Annotated in this window: 24 protein-coding genes; 11 read left to right on the forward strand and 13 right to left on the reverse strand. The window is 70.5% G+C overall.

Going from position 1 to position 24,364, the window contains the following annotated elements; translation table 11 throughout:
* The first annotated feature begins 166 nt into the window (after positions 1-166).
* From LOY02_RS09105 to LOY02_RS09115, 3 genes are all read left to right on the forward strand, one after another.
* Positions 167-1,144: a LysM peptidoglycan-binding domain-containing protein gene (locus LOY02_RS09105; protein WP_317182034.1), complete on the forward strand. Its 978-nt coding sequence runs from the start codon at positions 167-169 to the stop codon at positions 1,142-1,144.
* 64 nt (positions 1,145-1,208) lie between these two features.
* A complete protein-coding gene (pknB, locus tag LOY02_RS09110) occupies positions 1,209-3,182 on the forward strand; it encodes a Stk1 family PASTA domain-containing Ser/Thr kinase (RefSeq protein WP_317182035.1) in 1,974 nt (657 codons plus the stop codon).
* A gap of 7 nt (positions 3,183-3,189) precedes the next feature.
* The gene (locus LOY02_RS09115; protein WP_317182036.1) at positions 3,190-4,089 is read left to right on the forward strand and encodes a DMT family transporter; all 900 of its coding nucleotides are present in this window, start codon (positions 3,190-3,192) and stop codon (positions 4,087-4,089) included.
* 197 nt (positions 4,090-4,286) lie between these two features.
* On the opposite strand, the gene LOY02_RS09120 is transcribed toward LOY02_RS09115, so the two are convergent.
* The 5 genes from LOY02_RS09120 to LOY02_RS09140 form a co-directional block, all read right to left on the reverse strand.
* Positions 4,287-5,375: a GntG family PLP-dependent aldolase gene (locus tag LOY02_RS09120; protein WP_317182037.1), complete on the reverse strand. Its 1,089-nt coding sequence runs from the start codon at positions 5,373-5,375 to the stop codon at positions 4,287-4,289.
* 2 nt (positions 5,376-5,377) lie between these two features.
* Positions 5,378-6,766 carry a class II 3-deoxy-7-phosphoheptulonate synthase gene (locus LOY02_RS09125; protein WP_410505934.1) on the reverse strand — a complete coding sequence of 463 codons (1,389 nt, stop codon included), beginning with the start codon at positions 6,764-6,766 and terminating at the stop codon, positions 5,378-5,380.
* A 119-nt stretch (positions 6,767-6,885) separates the two neighbouring features.
* Positions 6,886-7,569 carry a response regulator transcription factor gene (locus LOY02_RS09130; RefSeq protein ID WP_317182039.1) on the reverse strand — a complete coding sequence of 228 codons (684 nt, stop codon included), beginning with the start codon at positions 7,567-7,569 and terminating at the stop codon, positions 6,886-6,888.
* Complete coding sequence (gene macS / locus LOY02_RS09135) at positions 7,566-8,747, reverse strand: MacS family sensor histidine kinase (RefSeq protein WP_317182040.1); 1,182 nt, start codon at positions 8,745-8,747, stop codon at positions 7,566-7,568. The genes LOY02_RS09130 and macS overlap by 4 nt, the downstream gene beginning before the upstream one ends.
* Positions 8,748-8,752: 5 nt before the next feature.
* Positions 8,753-9,646: a lysophospholipid acyltransferase family protein gene (locus LOY02_RS09140; RefSeq protein WP_317182041.1), complete on the reverse strand. Its 894-nt coding sequence runs from the start codon at positions 9,644-9,646 to the stop codon at positions 8,753-8,755.
* 80 nt (positions 9,647-9,726) lie between these two features.
* Here LOY02_RS09140 and LOY02_RS09145 point away from each other — a divergent pair, with 80 nt between their 5' ends.
* Positions 9,727-10,338, forward strand: a complete 612-nt coding sequence (locus LOY02_RS09145) for a hypothetical protein (RefSeq protein ID WP_317182042.1) — start codon at positions 9,727-9,729, stop codon at positions 10,336-10,338.
* A gap of 145 nt (positions 10,339-10,483) precedes the next feature.
* Here LOY02_RS09145 and LOY02_RS09150 read toward each other — a convergent pair whose 3' ends face one another.
* The 4 genes from LOY02_RS09150 to LOY02_RS09165 form a co-directional block, all read right to left on the reverse strand.
* A complete protein-coding gene (locus tag LOY02_RS09150; protein WP_317182043.1) occupies positions 10,484-11,146 on the reverse strand; it encodes an endonuclease/exonuclease/phosphatase family protein in 663 nt (220 codons plus the stop codon).
* A gap of 71 nt (positions 11,147-11,217) precedes the next feature.
* Complete coding sequence (locus LOY02_RS09155) at positions 11,218-12,186, reverse strand: ROK family glucokinase (RefSeq protein WP_317182044.1); 969 nt, start codon at positions 12,184-12,186, stop codon at positions 11,218-11,220.
* Positions 12,183-12,569 (reverse strand): hypothetical protein, encoded by a 387-nt coding sequence (locus LOY02_RS09160; RefSeq protein WP_317182045.1) that lies wholly within the window; start codon positions 12,567-12,569, stop codon positions 12,183-12,185. Before LOY02_RS09160 ends, LOY02_RS09155 begins: the two co-directional genes overlap by 4 nt.
* 4 nt (positions 12,570-12,573) lie before the next feature.
* Positions 12,574-13,017, reverse strand: a complete 444-nt coding sequence (locus LOY02_RS09165; RefSeq protein ID WP_317182046.1) for an SRPBCC family protein — start codon at positions 13,015-13,017, stop codon at positions 12,574-12,576.
* Positions 13,018-13,265: 248 nt separating this feature from the next.
* Here LOY02_RS09165 and LOY02_RS09170 point away from each other — a divergent pair, with 248 nt between their 5' ends.
* Complete coding sequence (locus tag LOY02_RS09170; protein WP_317182047.1) at positions 13,266-15,047, forward strand: AMP-dependent synthetase/ligase; 1,782 nt, start codon at positions 13,266-13,268, stop codon at positions 15,045-15,047.
* Positions 15,048-15,093: 46 nt separating this feature from the next.
* Here LOY02_RS09170 and LOY02_RS09175 read toward each other — a convergent pair whose 3' ends face one another.
* Positions 15,094-16,428 (reverse strand): hypothetical protein, encoded by a 1,335-nt coding sequence (locus LOY02_RS09175; protein WP_317182048.1) that lies wholly within the window; start codon positions 16,426-16,428, stop codon positions 15,094-15,096.
* Between the two features lie 46 nt (positions 16,429-16,474).
* Positions 16,475-16,726 carry a hypothetical protein gene (locus tag LOY02_RS09180; protein ID WP_317182049.1) on the reverse strand — a complete coding sequence of 84 codons (252 nt, stop codon included), beginning with the start codon at positions 16,724-16,726 and terminating at the stop codon, positions 16,475-16,477.
* 180 nt (positions 16,727-16,906) lie between these two features.
* Here LOY02_RS09180 and LOY02_RS09185 point away from each other — a divergent pair, with 180 nt between their 5' ends.
* A complete protein-coding gene (locus LOY02_RS09185; RefSeq protein WP_317182050.1) occupies positions 16,907-18,682 on the forward strand; it encodes a DEDD exonuclease domain-containing protein in 1,776 nt (591 codons plus the stop codon).
* Between the two features lie 9 nt (positions 18,683-18,691).
* Entirely contained in the window at positions 18,692-18,976 is a 285-nt protein-coding gene (locus LOY02_RS09190; protein ID WP_317182051.1) for an Lrp/AsnC ligand binding domain-containing protein, read from the forward strand.
* A gap of 27 nt (positions 18,977-19,003) precedes the next feature.
* Here LOY02_RS09190 and trpD read toward each other — a convergent pair whose 3' ends face one another.
* Positions 19,004-20,056 (reverse strand): anthranilate phosphoribosyltransferase, encoded by a 1,053-nt coding sequence (gene trpD, locus LOY02_RS09195; protein ID WP_317182052.1) that lies wholly within the window; start codon positions 20,054-20,056, stop codon positions 19,004-19,006.
* Between the two features lie 13 nt (positions 20,057-20,069).
* A complete protein-coding gene (locus tag LOY02_RS09200; protein WP_317182053.1) occupies positions 20,070-20,525 on the reverse strand; it encodes a response regulator in 456 nt (151 codons plus the stop codon).
* Between the two features lie 265 nt (positions 20,526-20,790).
* Between LOY02_RS09200 and LOY02_RS09205 the strand changes: the two genes are divergently transcribed.
* From LOY02_RS09205 to LOY02_RS09220, 4 genes are all read left to right on the forward strand, one after another.
* The gene (locus LOY02_RS09205; protein ID WP_317182054.1) at positions 20,791-21,450 is read left to right on the forward strand and encodes a heme-copper oxidase subunit III; all 660 of its coding nucleotides are present in this window, start codon (positions 20,791-20,793) and stop codon (positions 21,448-21,450) included.
* 73 nt (positions 21,451-21,523) lie between these two features.
* On the forward strand, positions 21,524-22,330 hold the full coding sequence (locus LOY02_RS09210) for a c-type cytochrome (protein WP_317182055.1): 807 nt from the start codon (positions 21,524-21,526) through the stop codon (positions 22,328-22,330).
* A gap of 61 nt (positions 22,331-22,391) precedes the next feature.
* A complete protein-coding gene (locus LOY02_RS09215) occupies positions 22,392-23,501 on the forward strand; it encodes a ubiquinol-cytochrome c reductase iron-sulfur subunit (protein ID WP_317182056.1) in 1,110 nt (369 codons plus the stop codon).
* The coding region (locus LOY02_RS09220) for a cytochrome b (protein WP_317182057.1) at positions 23,498-24,364 on the forward strand (867 nt) is incomplete at its 3' end. The genes LOY02_RS09215 and LOY02_RS09220, both read left to right, overlap by 4 nt.

A 24,364-nucleotide genomic window follows, 5' to 3' on the forward strand; every position in this document is an offset into this window, starting at 1 on the left:
ACACCCACCCCATGCTCAACCCGTCAGCCTTTCGTCAGCGTTTGATCGTCAGCGTTTGATCGTCAGCGTGTGATCGTCAGCGTTCGACTCTCACCACATCCGACCTCGCGACACGGCCACCCTTCCGGCCGCCCTCCACCACTTCGGGGCCAATGGAAAGGACACCATGCTCGCCGCAGACGTCGCCCACCTCGCGCCGCCCGCCCACGTCGTGCACGCACAGCAGGCCGCACGGACCTGGCGCACCATCGTGGTGCGGCCCGGCGACACGATCTGGGACCTCGCGATCGCGCACGGCACGACGCCCGGGGCCCTCGTCGCGAGGAACCGACTCGCCGCCGGCGGAGCGGTGATCCACCCGGGCCAGCGACTCCTCGTGCCCGGCACGGCGTCCCCCTCATCGTCCCGGTCCTCGTCTCCGGCGACCGCGCCGCGGAGCCCGTCGCCGCAGGTGAACAGCAGGACCACGACCGGCCGGGTCCATGTGGTCCGGCCGGGCGACACGATGACCGACATCGCGGCGAGGTACGGCACCACGCTGACCAAGCTGCTCGCCGCCAACCGACTGCGCGACCCGGGTCGGATCTACCCCGGGCAGCGCATCTCGCTGCCGGGTGCTGCGGTCCCCGCGGCGCCCAAGTCGACGAGCAAGCCGACGCCGACGAGCGAGAACACCTTCGCGGGCTACACGTACTCCGACGCCACCGTGGCCGCCGCGAAGCGCAACCGGGCAGCGCTGGCGAAGGCCCGGGTCCCGAACCGGACCGAGATCGCCGCGATGATCCGCCGCACCGCGATCCGGCACGGGGTTGACCCCAAGCTCGCGCTCGCCATCGCCTGGCAGGAATCGGGCTGGAACCAGCGGGCGGTCTCGGTGGCCAACGCCATCGGGACGATGCAGGTCATCCCGATGTCCGGTGACTGGGCCTCCCAGCTCGCGGGCCGGAGACTCGACCTGCTCGACGCGCAGGACAACATCACGGCCGGGGTCGTCATCATCCGGGCGCTCCGGACGAGCGCAGACTCCCTCGAGCACGCCATCGCAGGCTATTACCAAGGCCTGCACTCGGTCCGGACCAAGGGACTCTTCAAGGACACCGAGCAGTACGTCGCGGCGGTCCTCGCGCACATGAAGCGGTTGTGACCTCCCCCACCCGGGAGGGGGCCGCCTCCCGCAGATGCCCTGCCGGGCCCCGTAAACTTCCTGCGTGACGTCCAGCGTGGCGGATGCGCTCGTCGGCAGGCTGATCGACGGGCGCTACCGCATCCTCTCCCATCTCGCAGACGGTGGCATGGCCTCCGTCTACGTCGCGCTGGACGGACGGCTCGACCGCGAGGTGGCCCTGAAGGTCATGCGCTCCGGGCTGGCGAGCGACGCCGTCTTCGTCGAGCGCTTCCGCAGCGAGGCGCGGTCCGCGGCCCGGCTCAGCCACCCCAACGTCGTCGCGGTCTACGACCAGGGCGAGGACGACGGCGACGTTTTCCTCGCGATGGAGCTCGTGCACGGCAAGTCCCTGCGCGAGGTGATCCATGAGGAGGCCCCGCTCACGGCTCGGGAGTCGCTCGCCATCCTCGAGCCGATCCTCGCTGCACTTCGTGCCGCGCACACGGCCGGACTGATCCACCGGGACGTCAAACCCGAGAACGTCATCGTCCGCCAGGACGGCGAAGTCAAGGTCGCGGACTTCGGCCTGGCCCGTGCGGTCACCGACCAGGGGTCGACGAGCCAGACCGGGGTGCTCCTCGGCACGGTCTCCTACCTGTCCCCCGAGCAGGTCGAGGGCCGGGCCGCCGACCAGCGCAGCGACGTCTACGCGGCAGGGCTCCTCCTCTTCGAGATGCTCACCGGGCGCAAGGCCGTGACCGGCGACACCCCGATCCAGATCGCCTACAAACACGTCCACACCGGCGTCCCGCGGCCCTCGTCGATCGTCTCCGCCGTGCCTCCCGACCTCGACTCCCTCGTGGCTCGGGCCACCGCCCTCGAGCCCGACGACCGCTTCGCCTCTGCCGCCGAGTTCCTCGCGACGATGCGCGCGGTGCGACGGGGGCTGACGGAGGGCGAGCTCGACCGCCGGCCGGTCACCGCGCCCATGACGATGCACGACACGAGCCCGCACGACGCCGGCCACGGGGCCGGCCCCGGCGTCGGCGCGGCCTGGACCGTCGCCGAGCCGAGTTCCGGGCAGCGCGCCGGGCCAGTCCTCGAGGCCACTGCCGCGCTGCCGATGCTGCCGATGCTGCCCGAGCAGGACGTGCACTCCGCCCCGTCCTCCCGCCGGGCCCGGCGTGCGCGGCGGTCCCGTCCTCGTCGCTGGCCGTGGCTCGTCGCCGCGCTGCTCCTCGCGGTCACCGGTGTCGGCGGCTGGTGGTTCACGGCCGGGCCGGGCGGCACGACAGTCGTCCCCGAGGCCATCCGCCACAGCCTCGTCGATGCGTCCGCGGCCCTGGACCAGGCGTCCCTCCGCGTCGAGTCGAGCGAGTCCTTCTCCGAGTCAGTCCCCAAGGGGCAGGTCATCTCGATGCAGCCGGCCGCCGGCACCGAGGTGTCCAAGCAGTCCCTCGTCCTCCTCGTGGTCTCGAAGGGCCCGGAGCGCTATGACGTGCCCAAGCTCGTCGGCGACAAGGCCTCGCGCATCAAGGCCGTCCTTGCGCCGCTGACCCTGAAGAGCAAGACCACAGAGGACTGGAGCGAGACGGTTCCAGAGGGCTCGGTCATCTCCCAGAAACCCGCCCCCGGGACTGCCGTCAAGCGCGGCACCGTCGTGGAGGTCGTCGTCTCGCGCGGTCGCCGCCCGATCGACGTGCCGGACGTGCGCCAGCTCCCGGTCGACCAGGCCACCGCCAAGCTCACCGAGGCCGGGCTCGCGCCGGTCCGCGCCGAGGACGTCAACCACGACACCGTGCCGGCGGGCCACGTCGTCTCCCAGCAGCCCGAGCAGGGCACCCTCTTCCGCGGGGACGAGGTCACCATCGTCGTGTCCAAGGGCCCGGTCATGGTCGAGGTGCCCGACCTCCTCGGCAAGCCGATCCAGGAGGCCGAGGCGACCCTGACCGGACTGGGCTTCACGATCGAGGTGCGGCGCCCGCTCGGCACCTTCTTCGAGCTGGTCCGTGACCAGAGCGTCCCGGGCGGCCAACCCGCCCCGAAGGGCAGCACGATCATCCTCACCGTCGTCTGACGCCACCGTGCAGCCCGCCGCCCGGTCGCGCCTCGCCACGCTCCTGCTCATCGGCCTCACGGCCGTCTGGGGATCGACCTTCTTCCTCATCCGCGACCTCGTCCAGCACGTGCCACCGGTCGACTTCCTCGCCGTGCGGTTCAGCATCGCCGCAGTCGTCATGGTCGTCGTCTTCTGGCGACCTCTCAGGGCGCTGCGCCGCGACCAGGTGTGGGTCGGGATCTGGCTCGGCGTCCTCTACGGGTTGGCCCAGGTCTTCCAGACCCAGGGCCTCGCGACGACCCCTGCCTCGGTCTCCGGCTTCATCACCGGCACCTACGTCGTGCTCACCCCGCTCATCACCGCCGTGTTCCTGCGGGAGCGAGTCCCCGCGACGACGTGGGCCGCGGTCGGCCTGGCCACGGCGGGGCTCGCCCTGCTCTCCCTCCGAGGCTTCTCGGTCGGCGCCGGAGAGGCGCTCACGCTGCTCGCCGCAGCCCTGTACGCCCTCCACATCGTCGGACTCGGACGCCACAGCTCACACGAGATCGCCACCGGGTTGTCCGTCGTCCAGATGGTCGTCATCGCCGTGCTCACGACGATCGGCGCCGCTCCCGGAGGTCTCGTCCTGCCCACGACGCCCGGACACTGGGCCTCCGTGCTCTACATGGTCGTCTTCGCGAGCATCGCCGCCCTCTGGGCGCAGACCTGGGCGCAGGCGCACATGTCCGCCACCCGAGCCGCGATCGTCATGACGATGGAGCCGGTCTTCGCAACCCTCTTCGCGGTCTCGCTGGGAGGCGAGTCGATGACGGGGCGGATGGTCATCGGGGGCGCGCTCGTCCTCTCCGCGATGTTCGCTGTGGAGCTGCTCGCCCGTCGACGCCCGGGCGAGCTGCCCGTGGAGACGCTGCACCACGAGGTCTGAGGCCCCGCCACCCCGGGAGATGTCGTATGCCGCTGGGCCCGGCTGGGCGGCATACGGCCACACGACGCCCCGCCCACCCCCGACGGCAGAGTGCCCGGTCCCGCAACGCAGCCCACCCGGCCCGCACCCACCGGCGACGGGGGGTCGTGCCACCAGCACTCCGTCGGAAGAGCGCACAGCGCCGGCGGGCCGTGGTCTCAGGAGGGAGGGAGGGACGGACCGTGCTCGGACAGAAGGGTGCAGAGCACGTCGATCGCGTGGTCGGTCGCCTCGTCGTCCACGTCGAGGTGCCACACGAGGCGGACCGCTCGGGGATCGACCGCGTAGCTGCGCACGCCCCGCTGGAGCGCCGCCGCGACGAACTCGGGCGCCGCCCACCCGGCCGCGGCCACGTCCACGATGACGATGTTGGTCTCGACCGTTGCCGGCTCGACACACCCGGGCACCGCCTCCGCCATCGCCTCGGCGGCACGGCGAGCCCGCCCGTGGTCCAGGGCGAGCCGGTCGATGTGGTGCTCGAGGGCCCACAGGCCCGCAGCTGCGAGGATGCCTGCCTGACGCATTCCCCCGCCGAAGCGCTTGCGCCAGACGCGCGCCTCCGCCATGGCGTCGGCCGACCCGACGAGGACACTGCCGACGGGCGCACCGAGTCCCTTGCTCAGGCACACCGAGACCGTGTCGAACTCGCGGCCGTAGTCCGCCAGGGGGACGCCCGTCGCCACATGGGCATTCCACAGCCGCGCACCGTCGAGGTGCATCGCGACGCCCCGCTCGCGGGTCAGCTCTCGCGCACGCCGGATCTCCTCGATGGACTGGACCGTGCCGCCGCCGAAGTTGTGGGTGTTCTCGACGATCACCAGTGCCGTGCACACCTGGTAGGGACCGACCCCGGTGATCATCAGCGACGCGGCGTCCTCGGCCCGGAACCGGCCCCGCTCGGAGACCCAGGTGCGCGACGAGATCCCCGAGAGGATGGCTGCCGCGCCGAGCTCTGCCCGCAGCACGTGCGCGAGGGAGTCACCCACCAGCTCCTCGCCGGGTCTGACATGCAGGCGCACGCCGAGCTGGTTGGCCATCGAGCCGGACGGCGTGAAGAGCCCCGCCTCGTGGCCGAGGAGCGCAGCCACGCGCTCCTCGAGCTCGCGGATGGTCGGGTCCTCGCCGAAGACGTCGTCGCCGACCAGCGCCGTGGCCATCGCCTCCCGCATTGCGACTCCCGGCCGGGTGACGGTGTCGCTCAGCAGGTCGGCGCGGATCCCGGAGGAGGCCGTCCCCGCTGGCGTCACGGTCAGGCCTGCCCGAGCATCTCGGCGACGACGAAGGCGAGCTCGAGCGACTGCTGATGATTCAGGCGCGGGTCGCAGACCGACTCATAACGCTTCTCGAGGTCGGAGTCGATGATCTTCTCGGCGCCGCCGAGGCACTCGGTCACGTCATTGCCGGTGAGCTCGACGTGGATCCCCCCGGGCACCGTGCCGAGCGACCGGTGCACCTCGAAGAAGCCTCGCACCTCCTCGACGATCTGCTCGAAGTCGCGGGTCTTGTAGCCGGTCGAGGACTCGAACGTGTTGCCGTGCATGGGATCGCAGATCCACGTCACCGTCGAACCGGACGCGGTCACCTTGTCGATGAGGGCGGGCAGGGCGTCCCGGATGGAGTTCGCCCCCATCCTCGTGATGAAGGTGAGCCGTCCCGGAGTCCGGTCTGGGTCGACCTTGTCGATCATCCGCAGGACCTCGTCGATGTCGGCCTTGGGGCCGAGCTTGACGCCGATGGGGTTGCTGATCCGCGACACGAAGTCGATGTGTGCACCGTCGAGCTGGCGGGTGCGCTCACCGATCCACACGAAGTGCCCCGACGTGTCGTAGAGACGGCCGGTGCGCGAGTCGATGCGTGTCAGGGGGCGCTCGTAGTCGAGCACGAGTGCCTCGTGGGCGGCGTAGAACTCGACGGTGCGCATCGCCTCGAAGTCGGCACCGCACGCGGCCATGAAGCGCATCGCCTTGTCGATGTCGCGGGCGATCTTCTCGTAGCGGGCGTTCGCAGAGTTGGCGACGAAGCCGCGGTTCCACTCGTGCACGTAACGCAGGTCGGCGTAACCACCGGTCGTGAACGCCCGGACGAGGTTCAGCGTGGCCGAGCTTGCGTGGTAGGCCCTGACGAGTCGCTGCGGGTCGGGTTGGCGGGCCGCCTCGTGGAACGCGAAGTCATTGACCATGTCGCCGCGGAAGGCCGGCAGGGTGACGCCCTCGCGGGTCTCGACCGACGACGATCGCGGCTTTGCGTACTGGCCGGCCATCCGACCCACCTTGACGACGGGCACGCTGGCGCCGTAGGTCAGCACCGCCGCCATCTGGAGGATCGTCTTGATCCGGTCACGGATGTTGTCCGCGGTCGCCGAGGCGAACGTCTCGGCGCAGTCGCCACCCTGGAGGACGAAGGCCTCCCCGACGGACGCCGCGGCCATGCGTTGGGTGAGCTGGTCGCACTCGCCTGCGAAGACGAGGGGCGGATACGACGCGAGGGTCTCGACCACTTCGGAGAGGGCAGCGGTGTCGGGCCAGTTCGGCTGCTGCGCGGCCTCGAGCTCGGTCGCGGCGGCGTTGAGCTCTGCCAGGGCCTCGGCTCCCGCGGCGGGGTCGGTGAAACCTTGCCCAGCGGTGGCGTCGGTGGTCATTGTCACCCATTCAGGGTAGTCGCCACCGGGGGGTGCTCCTGCCCGGGTCCGCATCCCGAAACCCCTCCCAGGAGATCCACCGTCCCGCCAGTCCCGTCGTCGAGCGGCTTGGCTGGTGCTCAGGTCGGGTCGACCGGGTCGATGCCGCGCTCCAACGCGAACCGCACGAGCTCGACACGATTGTTCATGTGCAGCTTGCCGAAGATGTTCTGCACGTGGTTCTGGACCGTGCGGTGCGACAGGAAGAGGGTCGCGGCGATCTCCTTGTAGCCCATACCTGTGGCGACATACTTGAGGATCTCGGTCTCCCGCTCGGTCAGCTCGGGCACGGGACGGTGCCGCAGACCCGGCTCGGTGCGCCCGGAGCGCGTCCGGCGAAACTCACCGAGGACGAGGCCGGCAAGGCCGGCCGTGAAGACCGGCTCGCCCGCGGCCGTGGCGCGGACCGCGGCGATGAACTCCTCCCGCCCGGCTGACTTGACGAGGTACCCCAGGGCGCCGGCCTTGACGGCGGCGAGGACGTCGTGGTGGTCCCCGCTCGCTGAGAGGATGAGCGTCCGGGTCCGCACGCCTGCAGTCGAGAGAGCGGCGCAGACCTCCGGTCCCGTGAGGCCCGGGAGGTTGAGGTCGAGGACGAGGACATCGGGGTCGGTCGCCCTCGTGCGGTCGACGGCGGCACGGCCGTCGTCGGCCGTCGCCACGACATCGAAGCCGGCATCCGCCAGGTCCCGCGCCACGGCGTCACGCCACATCGGGTGGTCGTCTGCGACGACGACCCGGATCGACGGGGTGTCGGCGGTCATCGGTCCCTCCGCGCCGGGATGCGCAGTTCCACCACGGTGCCGCCGGCCGGTCCGGACTGGACGATCGCGGTGCCCCCGAGGTCCTCGAGCCGACCCCTGATGCTCGAGGCGATGCCGAGCCGGCCCTCGCCGCGCGCAGCGTCGAGGCGTCCTGGCTCCAAGCCCCGCCCGGAGTCGCGGATCGTCACGCCCACCTCCCCGTCGTCGTCGTCGACGAGCACCCAGGCCTCTGCCCCGGGACCGGCGTGCTTGTGCACATTGTCCAGGGCGGCCCCCACTGCGGCGACGACCTCGTCGCCGACGCGTCGCGGGACGAGAACCGGCTCGGCGGGGGCGACGAGGTGGACGAGGTCGGACTCGATGTGACCGAGCAGTGCGCGCAGGTCCGCGTGGCCGCTGACGGCCCGGTTGACCTCGTCGAGATCAGCCCGGCTGACGAGGGTGCGCAGGATCCGCTCCTGCTCCGCTGCCATCGCACCCAGGGCTGCGGCATCGCCGCCGAGGTCCTGCCCGCGTCGGTGGATGTAGGCGAGGGTCTGGAGGACCCCGTCGTGGACGGTGCGGGCCAGGCGGTCACGCTCCGCACGGGCAGCATCGCGCCGCATCGCCTCGGCCAAGGTCGCGTGACTTGCGCGGGCGAGGTCGACGCAGTAGCCGAGGCACCCGCCGAGGAGCAGTCCGAAGACGGAGTTGGTGATCGTGTTGCCGGTGGGGTGGACCACCTCGACGAATGAGGCGGCCGCGACGGCCGATGCCGCGACGACCCCTCCCCGCCAGCCCCGCAGGATGGCCCAGCCGACGATCGCGGCGGACGGCCAGATCGAGGGAATCGTCTTGGCGCCGCCCGTGATGACCCAGTCGTGGTCGACGAGTCGGGTCGCGAGAATCGCGCTGCACCCGAGGGCGAGCTCGATGGCGTAGGCCCGCTCGGAGCGCATCGGTCGCACGGTCTGGACGATGGTCCACCCGGCCAGCACCGCGAGGACGAGAATGGCCAGCCGGAAGTCGGCCACCTCGGTGCGCCGCAGCCACAGCGAGTAGCCGGCATAGGCGAAGGCCAGGATGCGGAAGACGTCGACGGCTCGCCACAGTCCGCGCACCACGGCGTGCTCGTCAGCGAGCACCTCGGTCACAGGGACGGCTGACCCGCGGCCCGCCTCGAACCGGACCGTCCGCATGGCCGTCAGGATGCCTCCTCTATGTCGCCGCGCCCCTTGGGGTCGCTGTCCGCTGCAGGCCGCTCGCCCGACACTCCGCTCTCGGCGTCGCTCCGGGGGACCGTCGGTGTGCGCGGGACGACCGGCCGCCCTTCCGCCGCATCGAGGGCCTCCTCGAGCTCCGGCGCCGCACTGCCCGGTTTGGCCGCCTCCTGGAGCTCGCGCGCCTTGGCCCGGGCCGCCGCGACGAGCCGGTCCTTCATCGACGTCGCATACATGTCGACGTACTCCTGGCCGGACAGGAGCATGAGCTCGTACATGATCTCGTCGGTGATCGAGCGAAGGACGAAGCGGTCGTCCTCCATGCCCTCGTACCGCGAGAAGTCGAGCGGCTTGCCGATGCGAACGCCGATCCGCATGATCCGCGGCGTGAGCTTGCCCGGCGGCTGGGCCTTGTCCGTGTCGATCATCGCCACGGGGATGACAGGTGCGCCGGACTCGAGCGCCATGCGTGCGACGCCCGTCCGCCCCCGATAGAGCCGGCCGTCCGGGGAACGGGTGCCTTCGGGATAGATGCCGAGCAGCTCACCTCTGCGCAGCAGCCGGAGGCCGGAGTTGAGGGCAGCACTGCTCGCCTTGCCGCCCGAGCGGTCAACGGGCACCTGGCCGATGCCCTTGAAGAACGCCTTGGTGAGCCAGCCCTTGATCCCGTTGCCGGTGAAGTAGTCGCTCTTGGCGAGGAAGGTGACCCGTCGCTTCACCATGAGGGGCAGGAAGACCGAGTCGGAGAAGGACAGGTGGTTCGAGGCGAGGATGGCGGCGCCCTCCTCGGGCAGGTGCTCCTCGCCCTCGACCCAGGGCCGGAAGAGCAGCTTGAGGATCGGCCCGAGGACGATCGTCTTCAGCACCCAGTAGAACAACCCTTCGCCACCTCCCACATCTGCCGCGAGCAGCCTACGGCACTCGCGCCCGCCCGGTACCCCGTGCGAGGATCTGTGTCGTGAATGATCGGGACCTCGACGCGGAGTTCGAGCGCATCGTCGCGGGGTGGGAGGCCGAGGCACCCGACCCCCAGCGGTCCGCGTCGACGCCGCTCGCCGCCGACGCTGTCGCTGAGGGTGGGTTGCCGTCTGACGTGAGCGGGTCGGACGCGCGGTCCGACGTGGCTGAGCCGGACGTGCGCGAGCCCGACGGGCCCGGTCCGTCCCCTGAGCCGACGCCTCCCCCGGGCCGGTCCGTGCCCGGCGGCGTCAAGGACTCCGGCCTCAACCTGCCGATCGCGCCGACGACTCCGCACGTGTGGCGAGGAGCCGAGCCGCCCGACGAGGACGTCGACGAACTGCTCGAGTCGGTGGATCGGGATGACGAGGACCACTTCACGCCTCCGACCGAGATGGACCTTCCCACTGCCGAGGAGGACCCGATGTTCTGGGCCATCGTCGGCGGACTCGGCGGCGGCCCCCTCCTGCTGCTCTACGTGTTGTTCTTCGATCGAGGCGGCAGCGCGTGGTGGATCGTCACGGCGATCGCGATGATCGTCGTCGGCTTCGTGCTGCTCGTCCTGCGTGGTGGCACCGAGCGAGATCCGTTCGACGACGGCACCCGGGTCTGAGCCGGGGCGGACTCCGCCCTCGACGGTGGAGTCCGGGGTGCCGTATGCCGCAGGGCTCCGGACGCTCGCGCGTCTCCTGGCAACGCCCCGGGTGAGCTGAGCAGCGGGCGGTCCGGCACGTCCGGCACGACCAGCACGCTCGAGCTCACGGCGATGCCCTCGCGATGTCGACCCAGACCGGGCGGTGGTCCGAGGCTGCGGCGAGGTCATCGGGGTCCAGCCGGGACAGCTCGGCCTCCGACTCAGGGAGTGCAGTGAGGTCTCGACTGGCGAAGATGACGTCGAGGACCGCCCGTGGATGATCCGAGGGATAGGTGGGCCGGGCGCCTGACGCCTGGGCGAGGCGGCCGACGAACCTGCCGAAGGCGCCTCCGTCGCTGCCCTCGTTGAGGTCGCCCGCGACGACGGACCGGTCCGCCAGGCGTGACACGATCGCCTCGGCGTGCTCCTCGCGCTCGTCGGGGCGGAGGCCGAGATGAACGCTGAGGACGCTGATCGGGAGCCAGCCCGGGAGCGAGACGTCCACGGCAGCGAACCCGCGCGTCCGGTCGGGGAAGCGCACCCCGAGTCGGTGCCCCGATGACGCGTGAACCCGCACCCGGAGCGCGGTGAGGGCCGCCGTGCCCCCGGTGCCGATGCGCCCGCCCGCCCAGTAGAGCCCGCACTCACGTGCGAAGGCCGGCAGTCGGAACTCCGTGGTCAGCCTGCGCGGGACCTCCTGGAGGCACAGGACATCCGGTCCCACGGCGCGCACGACCCGGGCAGCCGCCCCTCGATCGGCGGTGAAGTCCTGCACGTTGTAGCTCATGACGCGCAGCACGTCGGCGGTCTGCGGCCGCGGTGTCGCGGGACGGGAGGGCGCCCGGTCGACCGACGGAGTCATCGTCCCGCGCGGGCGAGCTCCGCTGCCCCGATGAGGCCGGCGTCCGCACCCAGCCGGGCCCGGACGATGCGCGCCTCAGGCCGATAGCCACGACCGGGGAGCTGGCGCCTGAAGGCTTCGCGGGCAGGGCCGAGGAGCAGCTCGTCGGCGGCGCTCACCCCACCCCCGATGACGAAAAGGGCGGGATCGAAGGCTGCGGCGAGGTTGGCCATGCCGACACCGAGCCAGTCGCCGATCTCGGCGATGAGCTCCCGCGCCGTGAGGTCGCCGTCACGCGCAGCTGCCGTGATCACAGGCCCGGTCAGCGCCCTCACGTCACCGCCGACCCGGTCCACGAGGTCCGCCACCACGGGAGAGCCCGCCCCCATCATGGCCCGCGCCTCGCGAACGAGGGCGTTGCCGCTCGCGTACTGCTCCCAGCACCCACGGTTGCCGCACTCGCAGCGTGTGCCGCCCGGGACGACCTGCATGTGCCCGAACTCACCGGCGACCCCGTAACGGCCCCGCTGGACCTGCCCGTCGATGATGAGCGCTCCGCCGATGCCCGTCCCCAGGGTGATGACCACAACGTGCGACTCCCCCCGAGCGGCGCCGAAGGTGTGCTCCGCCCACGCCGCGGCGTTGGCGTCGTTGTCGACCGTCACCGGCCTCGGGATCCGCCCGGCGAGCCGGCCACGGAGAGGCTCGTTGCGCCAGGCCAGATGAGGCGCGAAGAGAACCGTGGCGCCGTCCTCGGAGACGAATCCTGCCGCCCCGATGCCGACGGCGACGACGTCGGCGGGATCGGCGTCCGCCATCAGCTCCTCGACGCACTCGACGATGGTGTCCTCGACGACGGCGGGCGAGGTCGAGCGGTGGGGCGTCTCACGCCACGCACGGTGGGCGATGCCGCCGTCCTCGTCGACCAGACCTCCCGCGACCTTGGTGCCACCGATGTCGATACCGATGGCGAGCTTGCGCGTCACGGGTGCTCGGTGTCCGCGGTCGGGGTCGAGGAGCCGGCGCCCCCCGCCTTCCTGTCCCGTTGGGCCTGGGCGAGGTCGCGCAGTGCGGTGGCCGCGAGGTCGATGACCTCCGCGACCTGCTCGAGCGCCTCCGGGCTCACCTTCTGCACGAGGGCGATGAGCTGACAGACCGGGCACAGCCGGCACGCGGCAGGCGTCGTGCCGCCGCACGTGCACTCGTCCCGACCCGACGTGGGGTCGGGGCCTGCCGGCTCCGACCGTTCGCCGGCCTGCCCGGCCTGCCCGCCCCACCCCCGCGAGGAGAGGAGGTCGACGAGCAGCGCCGCCTCATGGGCGACCGAACCCGGTGGGGCTCCGGATGCTGCGTCTCTCGTGTCGGTCACGGCGTCAGGCCTCGGCGCGCTTCTTGAGCTCCTTGAGAGCGGTATCGACGATGACCTTCTCTGCCTTGCGCTTGAGCAGGCCGATCATCGGGATCTTGAGGTCGACGGTGAGGCGGTAGGTGACCTTCGTCGCGTCGCCGATGTCCTCGAGGGTGTAGGAGCCGCTCATCTCCTTGAGGACCGTGGCCCTGACCAGCGACCAGGTCAGCACGCCCGTGCCGTCCTCGTCGATGTCCCACTCGTAGTCGAGCACGTAGGTGTCCTTGATCGCCCCGGCGTCCAGGGTGAACTCCACCTGGTCGGCCCAGCCGTCGCCCTCCTCCGCGAGGATGGCCACCTGCTTCACCTCGCTCGCCCACTCGGGGTAGGCCTCGAAGTCGGCGATGATGTCGAGCACCTCACCCGGCGGGGCATCGATGATGATGATGGACTCCGTGCGATCGGCCATGCGCCGAAGGCTATCGCGTCCCCGCAGGGGTGCCGCCTCTCGACGACGACCACCGAAGCACCACCGAAGCGACCACCGAAGGATGATCGGTGCGCGAGGTGGATGATGGTGTCATCACGACCGGCAGCGGTCAGGCCCACGGCCTCCCTCTGGTGTGTCGACCTCCACGTCACGAACGAGCCGCCGACCGACCTACTCGCCGGTATGGTGCAAGCAGTACCCGATCACCAGGAGTCACCGTGAAGGACATGGACGTCGCCCCAATCGCCCCGAAGACCACCGAAGGGACGCTCGCCGACCTTCCCCGGCGCAACGCCGACAACTCACCCGGGGAGGGCGCCTTCTCGAAGAAGAGCCCAGCCGGCCATTGGACACACGTCACGTGGGCCGAGTTCGCCGACGACGTGACCGCCGTCGCCAAGGGACTGATCGCCGCCGGCATCAAGCCGGGGGAGCGTGTCGGCCTCATGTCGCGCACGCGCTATGAGTGGACGCTCGTCGACTTCGCGGCATGGACCGCTGGTGCCGTCGTCGTTCCCATCTACGAGACCTCCTCTCCCGAGCAGGTCGAGTGGATCCTGCTCGACTCCGGCACGCGACACGTCGTCGTCGAGGCCCCCCGCCACCGCGAGATCGTCGAGGACGTCCGCGACCGACTGCCCGGCTTCGAGGAGATCATCGAGATCGACGGTGGTGGCCTCGAGGCCCTCAAGGCGCGTGGTGCGGACGTGTCCGACGCCGCCCTCCTCGAGGCGCGCGCCGGCCTCGACCGCACCACGGTCGCCACGATCATCTACACCTCTGGCACCACAGGTCGCCCGAAGGGTGTCCAGCTGACCCACGGCAACTTCCTCGACCTCGCCGAGAACGCCATCGCGAAGCTCGGCGACGAGGTCCTCACGCCGGGTGCCTCGACCCTGCTCTTCCTCCCCCTCGCCCACGTCTTCGCCCGGTTCATCGAGGTGCTCTGCGTCGCCGCACCGGTGCGCATCGGCCATGCCCCTGACATCAAGTCGATCCTCGACGACTTCGGCAGCTTCCAACCGACCTTCGTCCTCGCGGTGCCCCGCGTCTTCGAGAAGATCTTCAACTCCGCCGAGGCCAAGGCCGCGGCCGGCGGCAAGGACAAGATCTTCCTCCGGGCCGCCACGGTGGCGATCGCTTACAGCGAGTCGCTCGACGAGCGGGGCCCGGGCATCGGCCTGAGGCTCCAGCACGCCATCTTCGACAGGCTCGTCTACGGCAAGCTCCGTGCCGCCATGGGTGGTCGCGTGCGCTACGCCATCTCCGGCGGAGCCCCTCTCGGCACCCGTCTCGGTCACTTCTTCCGAGGGATCGGCGTCAACATCCTCGAGGGGTACGGTCTCACCGAGACCACGGCCCCCCTCTCCGTGAACATCCCGGCCAAGGTGAAGATCGGCACAGTCGGCCCGCCCCTTCCCGGCACGGCCGTCCGCATCGCCAATGACGGCGAGATCCTCGTCAAGGGCGTCGGCGTCTTCAGCTCCTACCACCAGAACGACCAGGCCACGTCGGAGGTCATCCGGGACGGGTGGTTCCACACCGGTGACCTCGGAGACCTCGACGAGGACGGCTACCTCCGCATCACCGGCCGCAAGAAGGAGATCATCGTGACCGCCGGCGGCAAGAACGTCGCCCCGGCCGTCCTCGAGGACCGGCTCAGGTCCCACCCTCTTGTCTCGCAGTGCATCGTGGTCGGCGACCAGAAGCCCTTCATCGGAGCGTTGGTCACGCTCGACGCCGAGATGTGGCCCCTGTGGGCACCCGCGCACGGCCTCGACAACGTGTCGATCGAGGAGGCCCGCACCCACCCCAAGGTGCTCGAGGTGCTCCAGCAGGCTGTCGACCGCGCGAACGAGGCCGTGAGCAAGGCGGAGGGGATCCGCAAGTTCGCCGTCCTGCCGGGCGACTTCACCGAGGCCAACGGCTACCTGACGCCGTCCCTGAAGATGAAGCGCAACATCGTCCTCAAGGACTACGACCAGGACGTGGAGAGCCTCTACTCCTGAACCACGTCAGACCGAGACGGCCGGGATCCCAACGGGATCCCGGCCGTCATCGGTTTGTCGAGGCCAGCACGGCGAGCCGCGACCGCCACGCTTCGACGATGGTGTGACGGTCGGTTCCGAGCCGACGCTCCAGGAAGTGGTCTGTGGCTGCATCCGCGTCTTCTCCCACCCGACCGGGAAGGGCGGAGCCGTCGTTGACAGCACGGAAAAGGCCGACGAGCGCAGCGGTGCCGTGCCGGTCGGCGATCGTCCGTGCGACGAGCAACGACTGGCCGTAGGCGACCTCGAGGTCGCCTCCGACCGAGTCGAAGTCACGCGCCGTGGGGAGGTCCGCCGGCAGACCGGCCGATCGGACCCGGCCGAGCGCCGACCGCACGACCTCGGTCTCGGGGAGGTCGACGTCGCGATAGGCGATGAACTCGGCAAGTCCCTCCGACAGCCAGAGGGGAGGCAACCGCATCGACGTGCGACGCGTTGTCACGTGCGTCAGCTCATGGGTCAGGACGACGTCCCGGCCCACCGCGCTCAAAGCCGACCATGCACTCGGGACGAGGACGATGCGGTCCGCGCCGGCCGGGCTTCCCGGGCCGATGGGGCCGTCCGTCGCTGCAGCGACGCCGCGGAGGCCACCCTCGTCCCGACCGAGCAGGCGCGCTGCCTCGGCATCACTCGCCGGCACGACCCAGACTGCGACCGCCGCAGAACCCAGCACGCCCGACACCTGTCGCGCCGCCGCCGCCGCCCGGTCGGCCACCTCAGCGACGTCCGCGGCGTCCCCGGCGGCGAGGACGAGGGCGTCCTCGGTGCGACGGACCTGGAGACCGGCGAGGTCCCACGGCTCGGGACGTTCGCCGGGACGGGAGCCAGTGATGACCGCTGTCGCCCGGGGTCGGGCGGGGTCCGCGGTGAACGTGACGTCGAGGGTGAAGGCGCGGGGTGACTCGTCGAATCCCGCGATCCGGTAGTCCAGCGTCGCCCGGGCTTCCCAGCTCACGGACGAGCCAGGCACGGCCGCAGCCGGAGGGACCGTCTCCTCGATCGCTCGAAGCCGCACCCGTTCCACGCCGATCGAGCCCATCCGGGACAGGATCTGCTGCTGCTCGGGCCTGATGCGCTCGCCCACTCGCGCGAGCCAGGCACGCTCGTCTGCCGGCTCGACTGCGGCTGCGCGAACCCTCATCATCTCCGTGCCCAAGGTGCTCCGGACCTCGCGCCACGCCTCCGCGCGCACGAGGGGTGATGCCGTCGCAGGTCGCACACCCGCCACGGACTGCGCAGCCACGAAGGGCCCATCCGTGGCGGCCGGAGCAGAGCACGCGCCCACCACCGTGGACGCGATCATCCCGGCGAGGGCCGCGGCGACAGGGTCGGCGCATCGCATGGCGCCATCGTGGCACGAGCGCACCGGCGGGTGACCCGCCGGAGCTTCACCCCGCCGTGCGGCCCAGTCGGATCGGCGTCGGATGGTCCTCCGGCAGCGCGCGTGCCGCGCTCGCCGTCTCGTGCGTCACGAGGCCCGCAGCGAGCAGCACGGACACTGCCCGACGCTCGCCGCGGTCGAGTGGCAGTCCCGTGTCGGCATCCGGCGCCCCCACAGGGATGGCCGCCAGTGCCGTCACCATGCAGTCAGCGCAGTGGACGTCCCTGACGGGGCAGGTCTGGCAGTCGATGAGCATCATCGGCTCCGCCCTTCTTCGTCGTTGCGAGCTGTCGAAGAACACGCTATGGGGGCGCACTGACAGCGCCACGGCACGGCAGGCGAGTGGCGTGACGGTGGCGGGCGGCAGATCTGGACCGAGTCCGGCCCGTGCCCGCCGCGCCTTCGAGGCAGTGTCAGCCCAGCGGCATACGGTCATCCCATGCAGGCGATCCAGGCGACGTTCGACGACCTCGGCACTCGCCTGGCGGACGTCACCTTCGTCGTCGTGGACCTCGAGTCGACGGGCGGGAGCCCGGAGCAGTGCGGCATCACCGAGATCGGAGCGGTCAAGGTCCGCGGTGGCGAGGTGCTCGGCGAGTTCCAGACCCTCGTCAACCCCGCTGAGCCGATCCCGGCTTTCATCTCGGTGCTCACCGGCATCACCGACTCGATGGTGGCCGATGCCCCACGCATCGAGTCCGCCTTCCCCGCGTTCCTCGAGTTCGCCGCCGGCAGCGTGCTCGTGGCCCACAACGCCGGCTTCGACCTCAGCTTCCTCAAGTCGGCCGCACGCCGCACCGGCACGCCATGGCCCGGCTTCGAGGTGCTCGACACGCTGACGCTCGCTCGCCAGCTCGTCACCCACGACGAGGCCCCCAACCACAAGCTGTCGTCCCTGGCTCGGGTCTTCGCGGCCCGCACGACCCCCGACCACCGCGCGCTGCACGACGCGCGCGCCACCGTCGACGTGCTCCACGGCCTCATCGAGCGCGTCGGCAACCTGGGCGTCCACACGCTCGAGGAGCTCGCCAGCTACACCTCACGGGTCACTCCCGCCCAGCGTCGCAAGCGCTTCCTCGCCGACCCCCTCCCCCACGCCCCCGGCGTCTACCTCTTCAAGGACGGCGAGGGCCGCGTCCTCTACGTCGGGACCAGCCGAGACATCCGGTCTCGGGTGCGGACCTACTTCACGGCGTCCGAGCAGCGCAGCCGGATGGCCGACATGGTCAGGCTGGCCCACGCCGTGACACCTGTCGTCTGCCAGACCTCGCTCGAGGCCCAGGTGCGCGAGCTGCGCCTCATCGACGAGCACAAACCCCGCTTCAACCGGCGCTCGAAGAACGCCCGGCGCGCCGTCTGGGTCAAGCTGACGAGCGACCGGTTCCCGCGTCTGTCGATCGTCCGCCGCGTCCGCGACGACGCGGGGCACTACATCGGGCCCTTCCGATCGCGTCTCTCCGCGCAGGCCGCCGTGGACGCCGTCCACGAGATCGTCCCCCTCCGCCGATGCACGCAGCGCATCACCGGCCGGGAGTCCGCGTGTGCGCTCGCCGAGCTCGGTCGCTGCGGGTCACCGTGCACCGGCGCCCAGTCCGAGGCCGACTACGACCGTGTCGTCGCGGAGTGCAGGGCCCTCTTCTCGGGTGACGCCCGGGCAGGGGGCGACCGGTTCCGCGCCCGCCTCGAGGAGCTCGCGGCTCAGGAGCGGTTCGAGGATGCCGCCCTGGTCAGGGACCGCTTCCTCCAGCTGGTCCGGGGCGCAGCCCGCTCCCAACGGCTCGCCCCGCTCACCAAGGCAGCCGAGCTCGTCGCGGCCCGACGGCACGAGGCCGGCGGGTGGGAGCTCGTGTGCATCAGATACGGCCGACTCGCCGGCACGGTCGTCAGCCCGCGTGGGGCCGATCCGATGATCCATGTGCGGAACCTCCAGGCCACGGCCGAGGTGGTGCCCGCGCCCGGCGCCGGCGCGATGGCCGCCCTGACCGAGGAGACCGAGATCCTGCTGCGCTGGCTCGAGACGCCCGGTGTCCGCATCGTCGAGCTGGATGGGTCCTGGACCTGCCCCATCGGCGGCGCGGGCGCCCTGCGGCGCGAGCTCGAGCCGGCCGTGACCGCCGCCCTCGAGGTGATCGGTTTCGACCGGGACGCCGGGCTGGACGCGGGACGGGACGCCGGACGCACCCGCGTCCGCGGTCGCTTGCGACGTGCCGGATAAGGTGGTGCCGTGATCACCGCCATCGTCCTGATCAACTGCGAGGTCAACCGCATCCCCGAGGCCGGGGAGGAGATCGCCGAGATCCCCGGCGTGTCCGAGGTCTACTCCGTCACCGGGGACGCCGACCTCATCGCCATGGTGCGGGTGCGCGCGCACGAGGAGCTCGCGGACGTCATCGCCGACCGGCTGAGCAAGGTGGAGGGCGTCATGGGCACGTCCACGCACATCGCCTTCCGCACGTACTCGTCGCACGACCTCGAGGCCGCCTTCAGCCTGGGCCTCGACGGCGACTAGGTCACCCGGCCACCCGAAGCGCAGCGGTCACGAACGGGTTGCCCTGATCCACCGGTCGACGGTCCGGGTCGCTTCCCCTGAGTCGATGGCCGCAGCGGCCCGGTCCATGCCGGTGCGCAGGTCGCGCTCGAAGGACTCCTGGTCCCCACCGGAGTCGGGCTGGGTCAGGGCGAGGGCGATGCCCGCGTTGAGCAGCACCGCATCCCGGACCGCACCGGTGGCGCCGGCGAAGATGTCGCGGACGACGTGGGCATTGTGCACGGCGTCGCCGCCACGCAGGTCCTCCGTCGGGTGCAGGCCGAGCCCGAGCCGAGTCGGGTCCACCGTGCGGCTCCGCACCTGGCCATCACGAACCCACCACACGCGCGTCGTCGTGGACACCGTCACCTCGTCGAGGCCGTCGTCGCCGCGAAACACCGCGGCGTCCTTCCCGCGGCTCGCGAAGACCCCGGCCAGGAGCGGAGCCATGCCGGCGTCGGCACAGCCGATGGCGGCGTAGGTGGGCTGGGCGGGATTGGTCAGGGGCCCGAGGAAGTTGAAGGCACTCCCGACGCCGAGCTCGCGCCGCGGGACGGCAGTATGGCGGAACGAGGGGTGGAAGGTCTGGGCGAAGCAGAAGCTGATGCCTGCCTCCAGGGCCACCTCGACAACCCGCTCCGGGGTGAGCGAGAGGTCGACCCCGAGCGCCTCGAGGACGTCCGCGGAACCGGACGACGAGGACGCCGCACGGTTGCCGTGCTTGACCACGCGGATGCCGGCCGCCGCCGCGACGATGGAGGCCATCGTCGAGATGTTGACGGTGTGGGCCCGGTCGCCCCCGGTGCCGACGACGTCGAGGCTCGGCCCCTCGACCTCGATACGGTGCGCCCGCGACAGCATGACCTCGGCAAGACCCCGCATCTCGTCGACGCTCTCGCCCTTGGCCCGGAGCCCGATGAGGAAGCCCGCGATCTGGGCCGGGGTCGCCTCGCCGTCCATGATCTGGGCCATGGCCCACTCGACCGCCGCGCGCTCGAGGTCACGGCCGGCGATGAGGTCCGTGTAGATCGAAGGCCAGGAGAGATCGTCGCCCTGCGTCATCGCTCGGGTCGGCTCAGGCAGTCGGCACGGCGGAGCGTGCGAGGAGGTTGACCGCAGAGGTCAGGGCGATCGGGTCGAGAGGGTGGGGCACCGCGAGGTCGGCCAGTGACCACGCCGCGAGCCAGGAGTCCTGGGGACGCCCGGTCAGCACGATGATGGGCGGGCAGTTGAACACTTCGTTCTTCAGCTGCCGCGCGAGACCGAGGCCACCGACCTTCGCCGCCTCGCCGTCGAGGATCAGGAGGTCGAACGGCTGCGTCTCGACCGCAGTGACGACCGCGGCAGCGGTCGCGCACTCGAGCCACCGCACCACCTCGACGTCCTTCGCCGGCCGCCGCCCCACGGCGGCTCGAACCGCGTCACGCGTCGTGATGTCGTCGCTGTAGAGCAGCACCCTGACCTGGTGCCGCGGTGCGGTGCCGGGGCGCCCTACGGCGGACTCGGTGGCGATCTCGTTCGAGGCGGTCATGCTGCCGATGCTACCGGTCAGCGACGCGGGCCCCTCAGGAGCCCTCCCGGGAGGGCCGGAGGGTGGGACACCGGCCCACGAAGGTCCGCCGCGCGCGGGCGGCCCGGGCCCCCGTCGTCGAGCCCGCGGCCCACGGGTCATCGCCCGGGAGGCACCCGCATCGCGTGCTGTGAATGCCAGTTGACGTGCGAGAACGTCACGAATTCGTCAGGACCGGACCGAAAACCGGGGGTCGCTCACACACTCGGCATCGAATGTGGGAATAATGACCGACGTGGCGACAGCATCAGCAGTTCCTTCCAGCGCAGTAGCGGCAGCCGGCCATGGGCCGGCGACCCGTCCCAACATGGTGGCCGTGGGCACGATTGTGTGGCTCTCGAGCGAGCTCATGTTCTTCGCGGGTCTCTTCGCGGTGTACTTCCAGCTCAGGTCCGTCCGTGGCGACCTCTGGGCGGTGCAGGTCGACAAGCTGAACATCGTCTTCGCCTCGATCAACTGCTTGGTTCTCGTCATCTCCTCCGTGTGGTGCCAGCTCGGTGTGTGGAAGGCAGAGCGCGGCCAGAAGGCCCGCACCGGCTCCCTCCTCGACATCAAGAACTGGGGCATGCGGGAGTGGTACGTCCTGACCTACCTCTTCGGCGCGTTCTTCATCGCCGGCCAGGTCATGGAGTACGCGGAGCTCGTCCACGAGAACGTCACCCTGAGCTCCGATGCCTACGGCTCGGTGTTCTACATGGCGACCGGCTTCCACGGACTGCACGTGACCGGTGGCCTCCTCGCCTTCCTGCTCATCATCGCCCGTACCTTCACGACGCGGCGCTACACCCATGCCAACGCGACGGGTGCCGTGGTGACGTCGTACTACTGGCACTTCGTCGACGTCGTGTGGATCGCCCTCTTCGCGACCATCTACATCCTCCGATGACCCCCGCCGCACCGCCTCCGCCGCGCCGGACCAGCACCACCCGCACAGCCCCGACGGACGACAGGACCCCACAGTGAACGCCTTGGCCGCACGCCGACGACACCCCGCCGCGATCGCGCTGCTCATCCTCGTCGGCCTGCTCATCATGGGTGGCGCCTACTCGTTCGTCGCCCCCAAGGACGCGAACGCGTCCGCGGCGGTCGCGACGGCCACCGTCGAGGAGGGCAAGCAGCTCTTCCTCGGCAACTGCGCCTCGTGCCATGGCACGAACGCCCAGGGAACCGCCTCCGGGCCGTCGCTCGTCGGCGTCGGTGCCGCCGCGGTCGACTTCCAGGTCGGTACCGGGCGCATGCCGATGGCGCAGCCGGCGGTCCAGGCCCCGCGGGGTGAGGTGAAGTTCGACGAGGACGAGATCGCCTCACTCGCCGCCTACGTCGCCTCGCTCGGCCCCGGGCCTGCCATCCCCGACGAGGAGTTCACCACCGTCCTCGAGCCCGGTACGCCGGAGAACAACCGGGCCATCGCCGAGGGCGGCGAGATCTTCCGCGTCAACTGCGCGATGTGCCACAACTTCGCCGGCGCCGGAGGAGCCCTGACGCGCGGCAAGTACGCCCCGGCGCTGGACGGGGTCGAGCCACGACACATCTACTCGGCAATGGTGACCGGACCCCAGTCGATGCCCGTCTTCAGCGACACCAACCTCACTCCTGAGGCGAAGCAGAAGGTCATCTCCTACCTCAAGGCGCAGGAGGAGGCCACCAGTGTCGGCGGGCTCAGCCTGGGCAACCTCGGCCCGGTGTCCGAGGGCCTCTTCGCCTGGGTCTTCATGCTGGGGATCCTCATCGGCGCCGCAGTCTGGCTCGGCAAGAAGGCCGCATGAGCCTCGGCCACGGCATCCTCACCACGACAGTCCCGATCATGAGCGACAGGACATCCAACCGATGAACGACAACGAGACCACTGCGGCTCCGGTCGAGGGGGCAGCAGTCGCACCCGTCTCCGGTGACGCGCAGGTCCTGCCGGCATCGCTGGCGGCCGGGCCCGACACCTTCGAGAACCCGGGCCTGCCGCAGCACGTCCATCGGGCTGCCGACGTGGACCCGGAGGCCGCCAAGCGTGCGGAGCGCCAGGTCGCCACGATGTTCGGGATCTCCATGCTCGGCGCGCTGGTCTTCGTGATCAGCTACTTCGCGATCCGTGACGAGGCGACCTTCTTCCTCCCCGGTGTCGGCAAGGCCAGCACCCAGAACGTCGTGCTCGGGCTCTCGCTCGGTGTCTCCATCCTCTTCATCGGCCTCGGCGCCGTGCACTGGGCGAAGACCCTCATGTCCGACGAGGAAGTCGTCGAGGAGCGTCACGCCCAGGCGTCGAGCCCGGAGGCCCGGGCCGCGGCCGTGGGGGTCGTCACCGATGGCGTCGACACGACCGGCCTGACGCGACGGCCGCTGCTCAAGTACTCCCTCGGTGGGGCTCTCGGCCTGTTCGCCCTGCCCCTCGGTCTGCAGGTCGCCGGATCGCTCGGCCCCGTCACCGTCGGGGAGCTGAAGGAGACGCTCTGGGACCCCGAGAACAACGGGGGCAACCCGATCCGGCTCATGCGTGACCCGGAGATGACCCCGATCAAGCTCGAGGACGTCACCAACGGCTCGGTCTTCCACGTCATGCCGGAGACACTCCAGCACTCCATCGACGAGGGCCGTCACGTCCTCGAGGGGAAGGCCAAGGCTGCAGTCATCCTCATCCGCCTCGACCCGAACCTGATCAAGGTCCAGAAGGCCAGGGACTGGGGCGTCGACGGTGTTGTCGCCTACTCCAAGATCTGCACGCACGTCGGCTGCGCGGTGGGCCTCTACGAGCAGCAGACGCACCACCTGCTGTGCCCGTGCCACCAGTCGACCTTCGACCTCACCGAGGACTGCAAGGTCATCTTCGGCCCGGCCAAGCGTGCGCTGCCGCAACTCAAGATCACCGTGGACGACGAGGGCTACCTCGTCGCACCCGAGGGCTTCGCCGAGGCTGTCGGGCCGAGCTTCTGGGAGCGTAAGCGATGAGCGCCACCTACCAGCCCCGCCACGCAGCCTCACTGCGAGAAGGCGACGACGCAGCCGACCGCCGACAGGCAGAGCAGAAACCGCTCGGCGGCATCGCCGGCTGGATCGATGACCGGACCGGTGCAGCCAAGGGCACGACCGGCCTGCTCAAGAAGGTCTTCCCCGACCACTGGTCGTTCATGTTGGGCGAGATCGCGATGTACTCGATGATCGTCTGCCTGCTCACCGGAGTCTTCCTCACGTTCTGGTTCGTGCCGAGCCAGTCGCAGGTCGTCTACGACGGCTCCTACGTGCCGCTGCAAGGTGTCGTCGTCTCCGACGCCTACCGCTCCACCCTCAACATCTCGTTCGACATCCGTGGTGGCCTGCTCATCCGCCAGATCCACCACTGGGCCGCCCTGATCTTCGTCGTCGCGGTCTTCGTGCACATGGCCCGGGTGTTCTTCACCGGCGCTTTCCGCAAGCCGCGCGAGATCAACTGGGTCTTCGGAACCATCCTGTCGCTCCTCGCCGCGATCGAGGGCTTCGCTGGCTACTCCCTCCCGGACGACCTCCTCTCCGGCACCGGCATCCGCGCGATGAACGGCTTCGTCCAGTCCGCGCCGGTCATCGGCTCCTACTTGTCCTACTTCATCTTCGGCGGCGCCTTCCCCGGCGAGATGATCATCCCGCGCCTCTACTCGGTGCACGTCCTGCTCATCCCCGCAATCCTCGTGGCCCTGTTCACCGCCCACATCCTGCTCGTCTTCGTGCACAAGCACACGCAGTACCCCGGGCCGGGCCGGACGAACAACAACGTCGTCGGCTACCCGTTCATGCCGGTGTACATCGCCAAGGCCGGCGGCTTCTTCTTCATCGTCTTC

The sequence above is a fragment of the Intrasporangium sp. genome (assembly GCF_032907665.1).
Lineage (GTDB): Bacteria > Actinomycetota > Actinomycetes > Actinomycetales > Dermatophilaceae > Intrasporangium.

Coding starts and splice junctions, on each gene's coding strand:
- LOY02_RS09200 (WP_317182053.1), bottom strand. CDS start 20,525: ATGACCGCCTCGAACGAGATCGCCACCGAGTCCGCCGTAGGGCGCCCC.
- trpD (WP_317182052.1), bottom strand. CDS start 20,056: ATGACGCAGGGCGACGATCTCTCCTGGCCTTCGATCTACACGGACCTC.
- LOY02_RS09215 (WP_317182056.1), top strand. CDS start 22,392: ATGAACGACAACGAGACCACTGCGGCTCCGGTCGAGGGGGCAGCAGTC.
- LOY02_RS09150 (WP_317182043.1), bottom strand. CDS start 11,146: ATGAGCTACAACGTGCAGGACTTCACCGCCGATCGAGGGGCGGCTGCC.
- LOY02_RS09170 (WP_317182047.1), top strand. CDS start 13,266: ATGGACGTCGCCCCAATCGCCCCGAAGACCACCGAAGGGACGCTCGCC.
- LOY02_RS09175 (WP_317182048.1), bottom strand. CDS start 16,428: ATGCGATGCGCCGACCCTGTCGCCGCGGCCCTCGCCGGGATGATCGCG.
- LOY02_RS09185 (WP_317182050.1), top strand. CDS start 16,907: ATGCAGGCGATCCAGGCGACGTTCGACGACCTCGGCACTCGCCTGGCG.
- LOY02_RS09130 (WP_317182039.1), bottom strand. CDS start 7,569: ATGACCGCCGACACCCCGTCGATCCGGGTCGTCGTCGCAGACGACCAC.
- LOY02_RS09125 (WP_410505934.1), bottom strand. CDS start 6,766: ATGACCACCGACGCCACCGCTGGGCAAGGTTTCACCGACCCCGCCGCG.
- macS (WP_317182040.1), bottom strand. CDS start 8,747: ATGCGGACGGTCCGGTTCGAGGCGGGCCGCGGGTCAGCCGTCCCTGTG.
- LOY02_RS09205 (WP_317182054.1), top strand. CDS start 20,791: ATGACCGACGTGGCGACAGCATCAGCAGTTCCTTCCAGCGCAGTAGCG.
- LOY02_RS09165 (WP_317182046.1), bottom strand. CDS start 13,017: ATGGCCGATCGCACGGAGTCCATCATCATCATCGATGCCCCGCCGGGT.
- LOY02_RS09105 (WP_317182034.1), top strand. CDS start 167: ATGCTCGCCGCAGACGTCGCCCACCTCGCGCCGCCCGCCCACGTCGTG.
- LOY02_RS09180 (WP_317182049.1), bottom strand. CDS start 16,726: ATGATGCTCATCGACTGCCAGACCTGCCCCGTCAGGGACGTCCACTGC.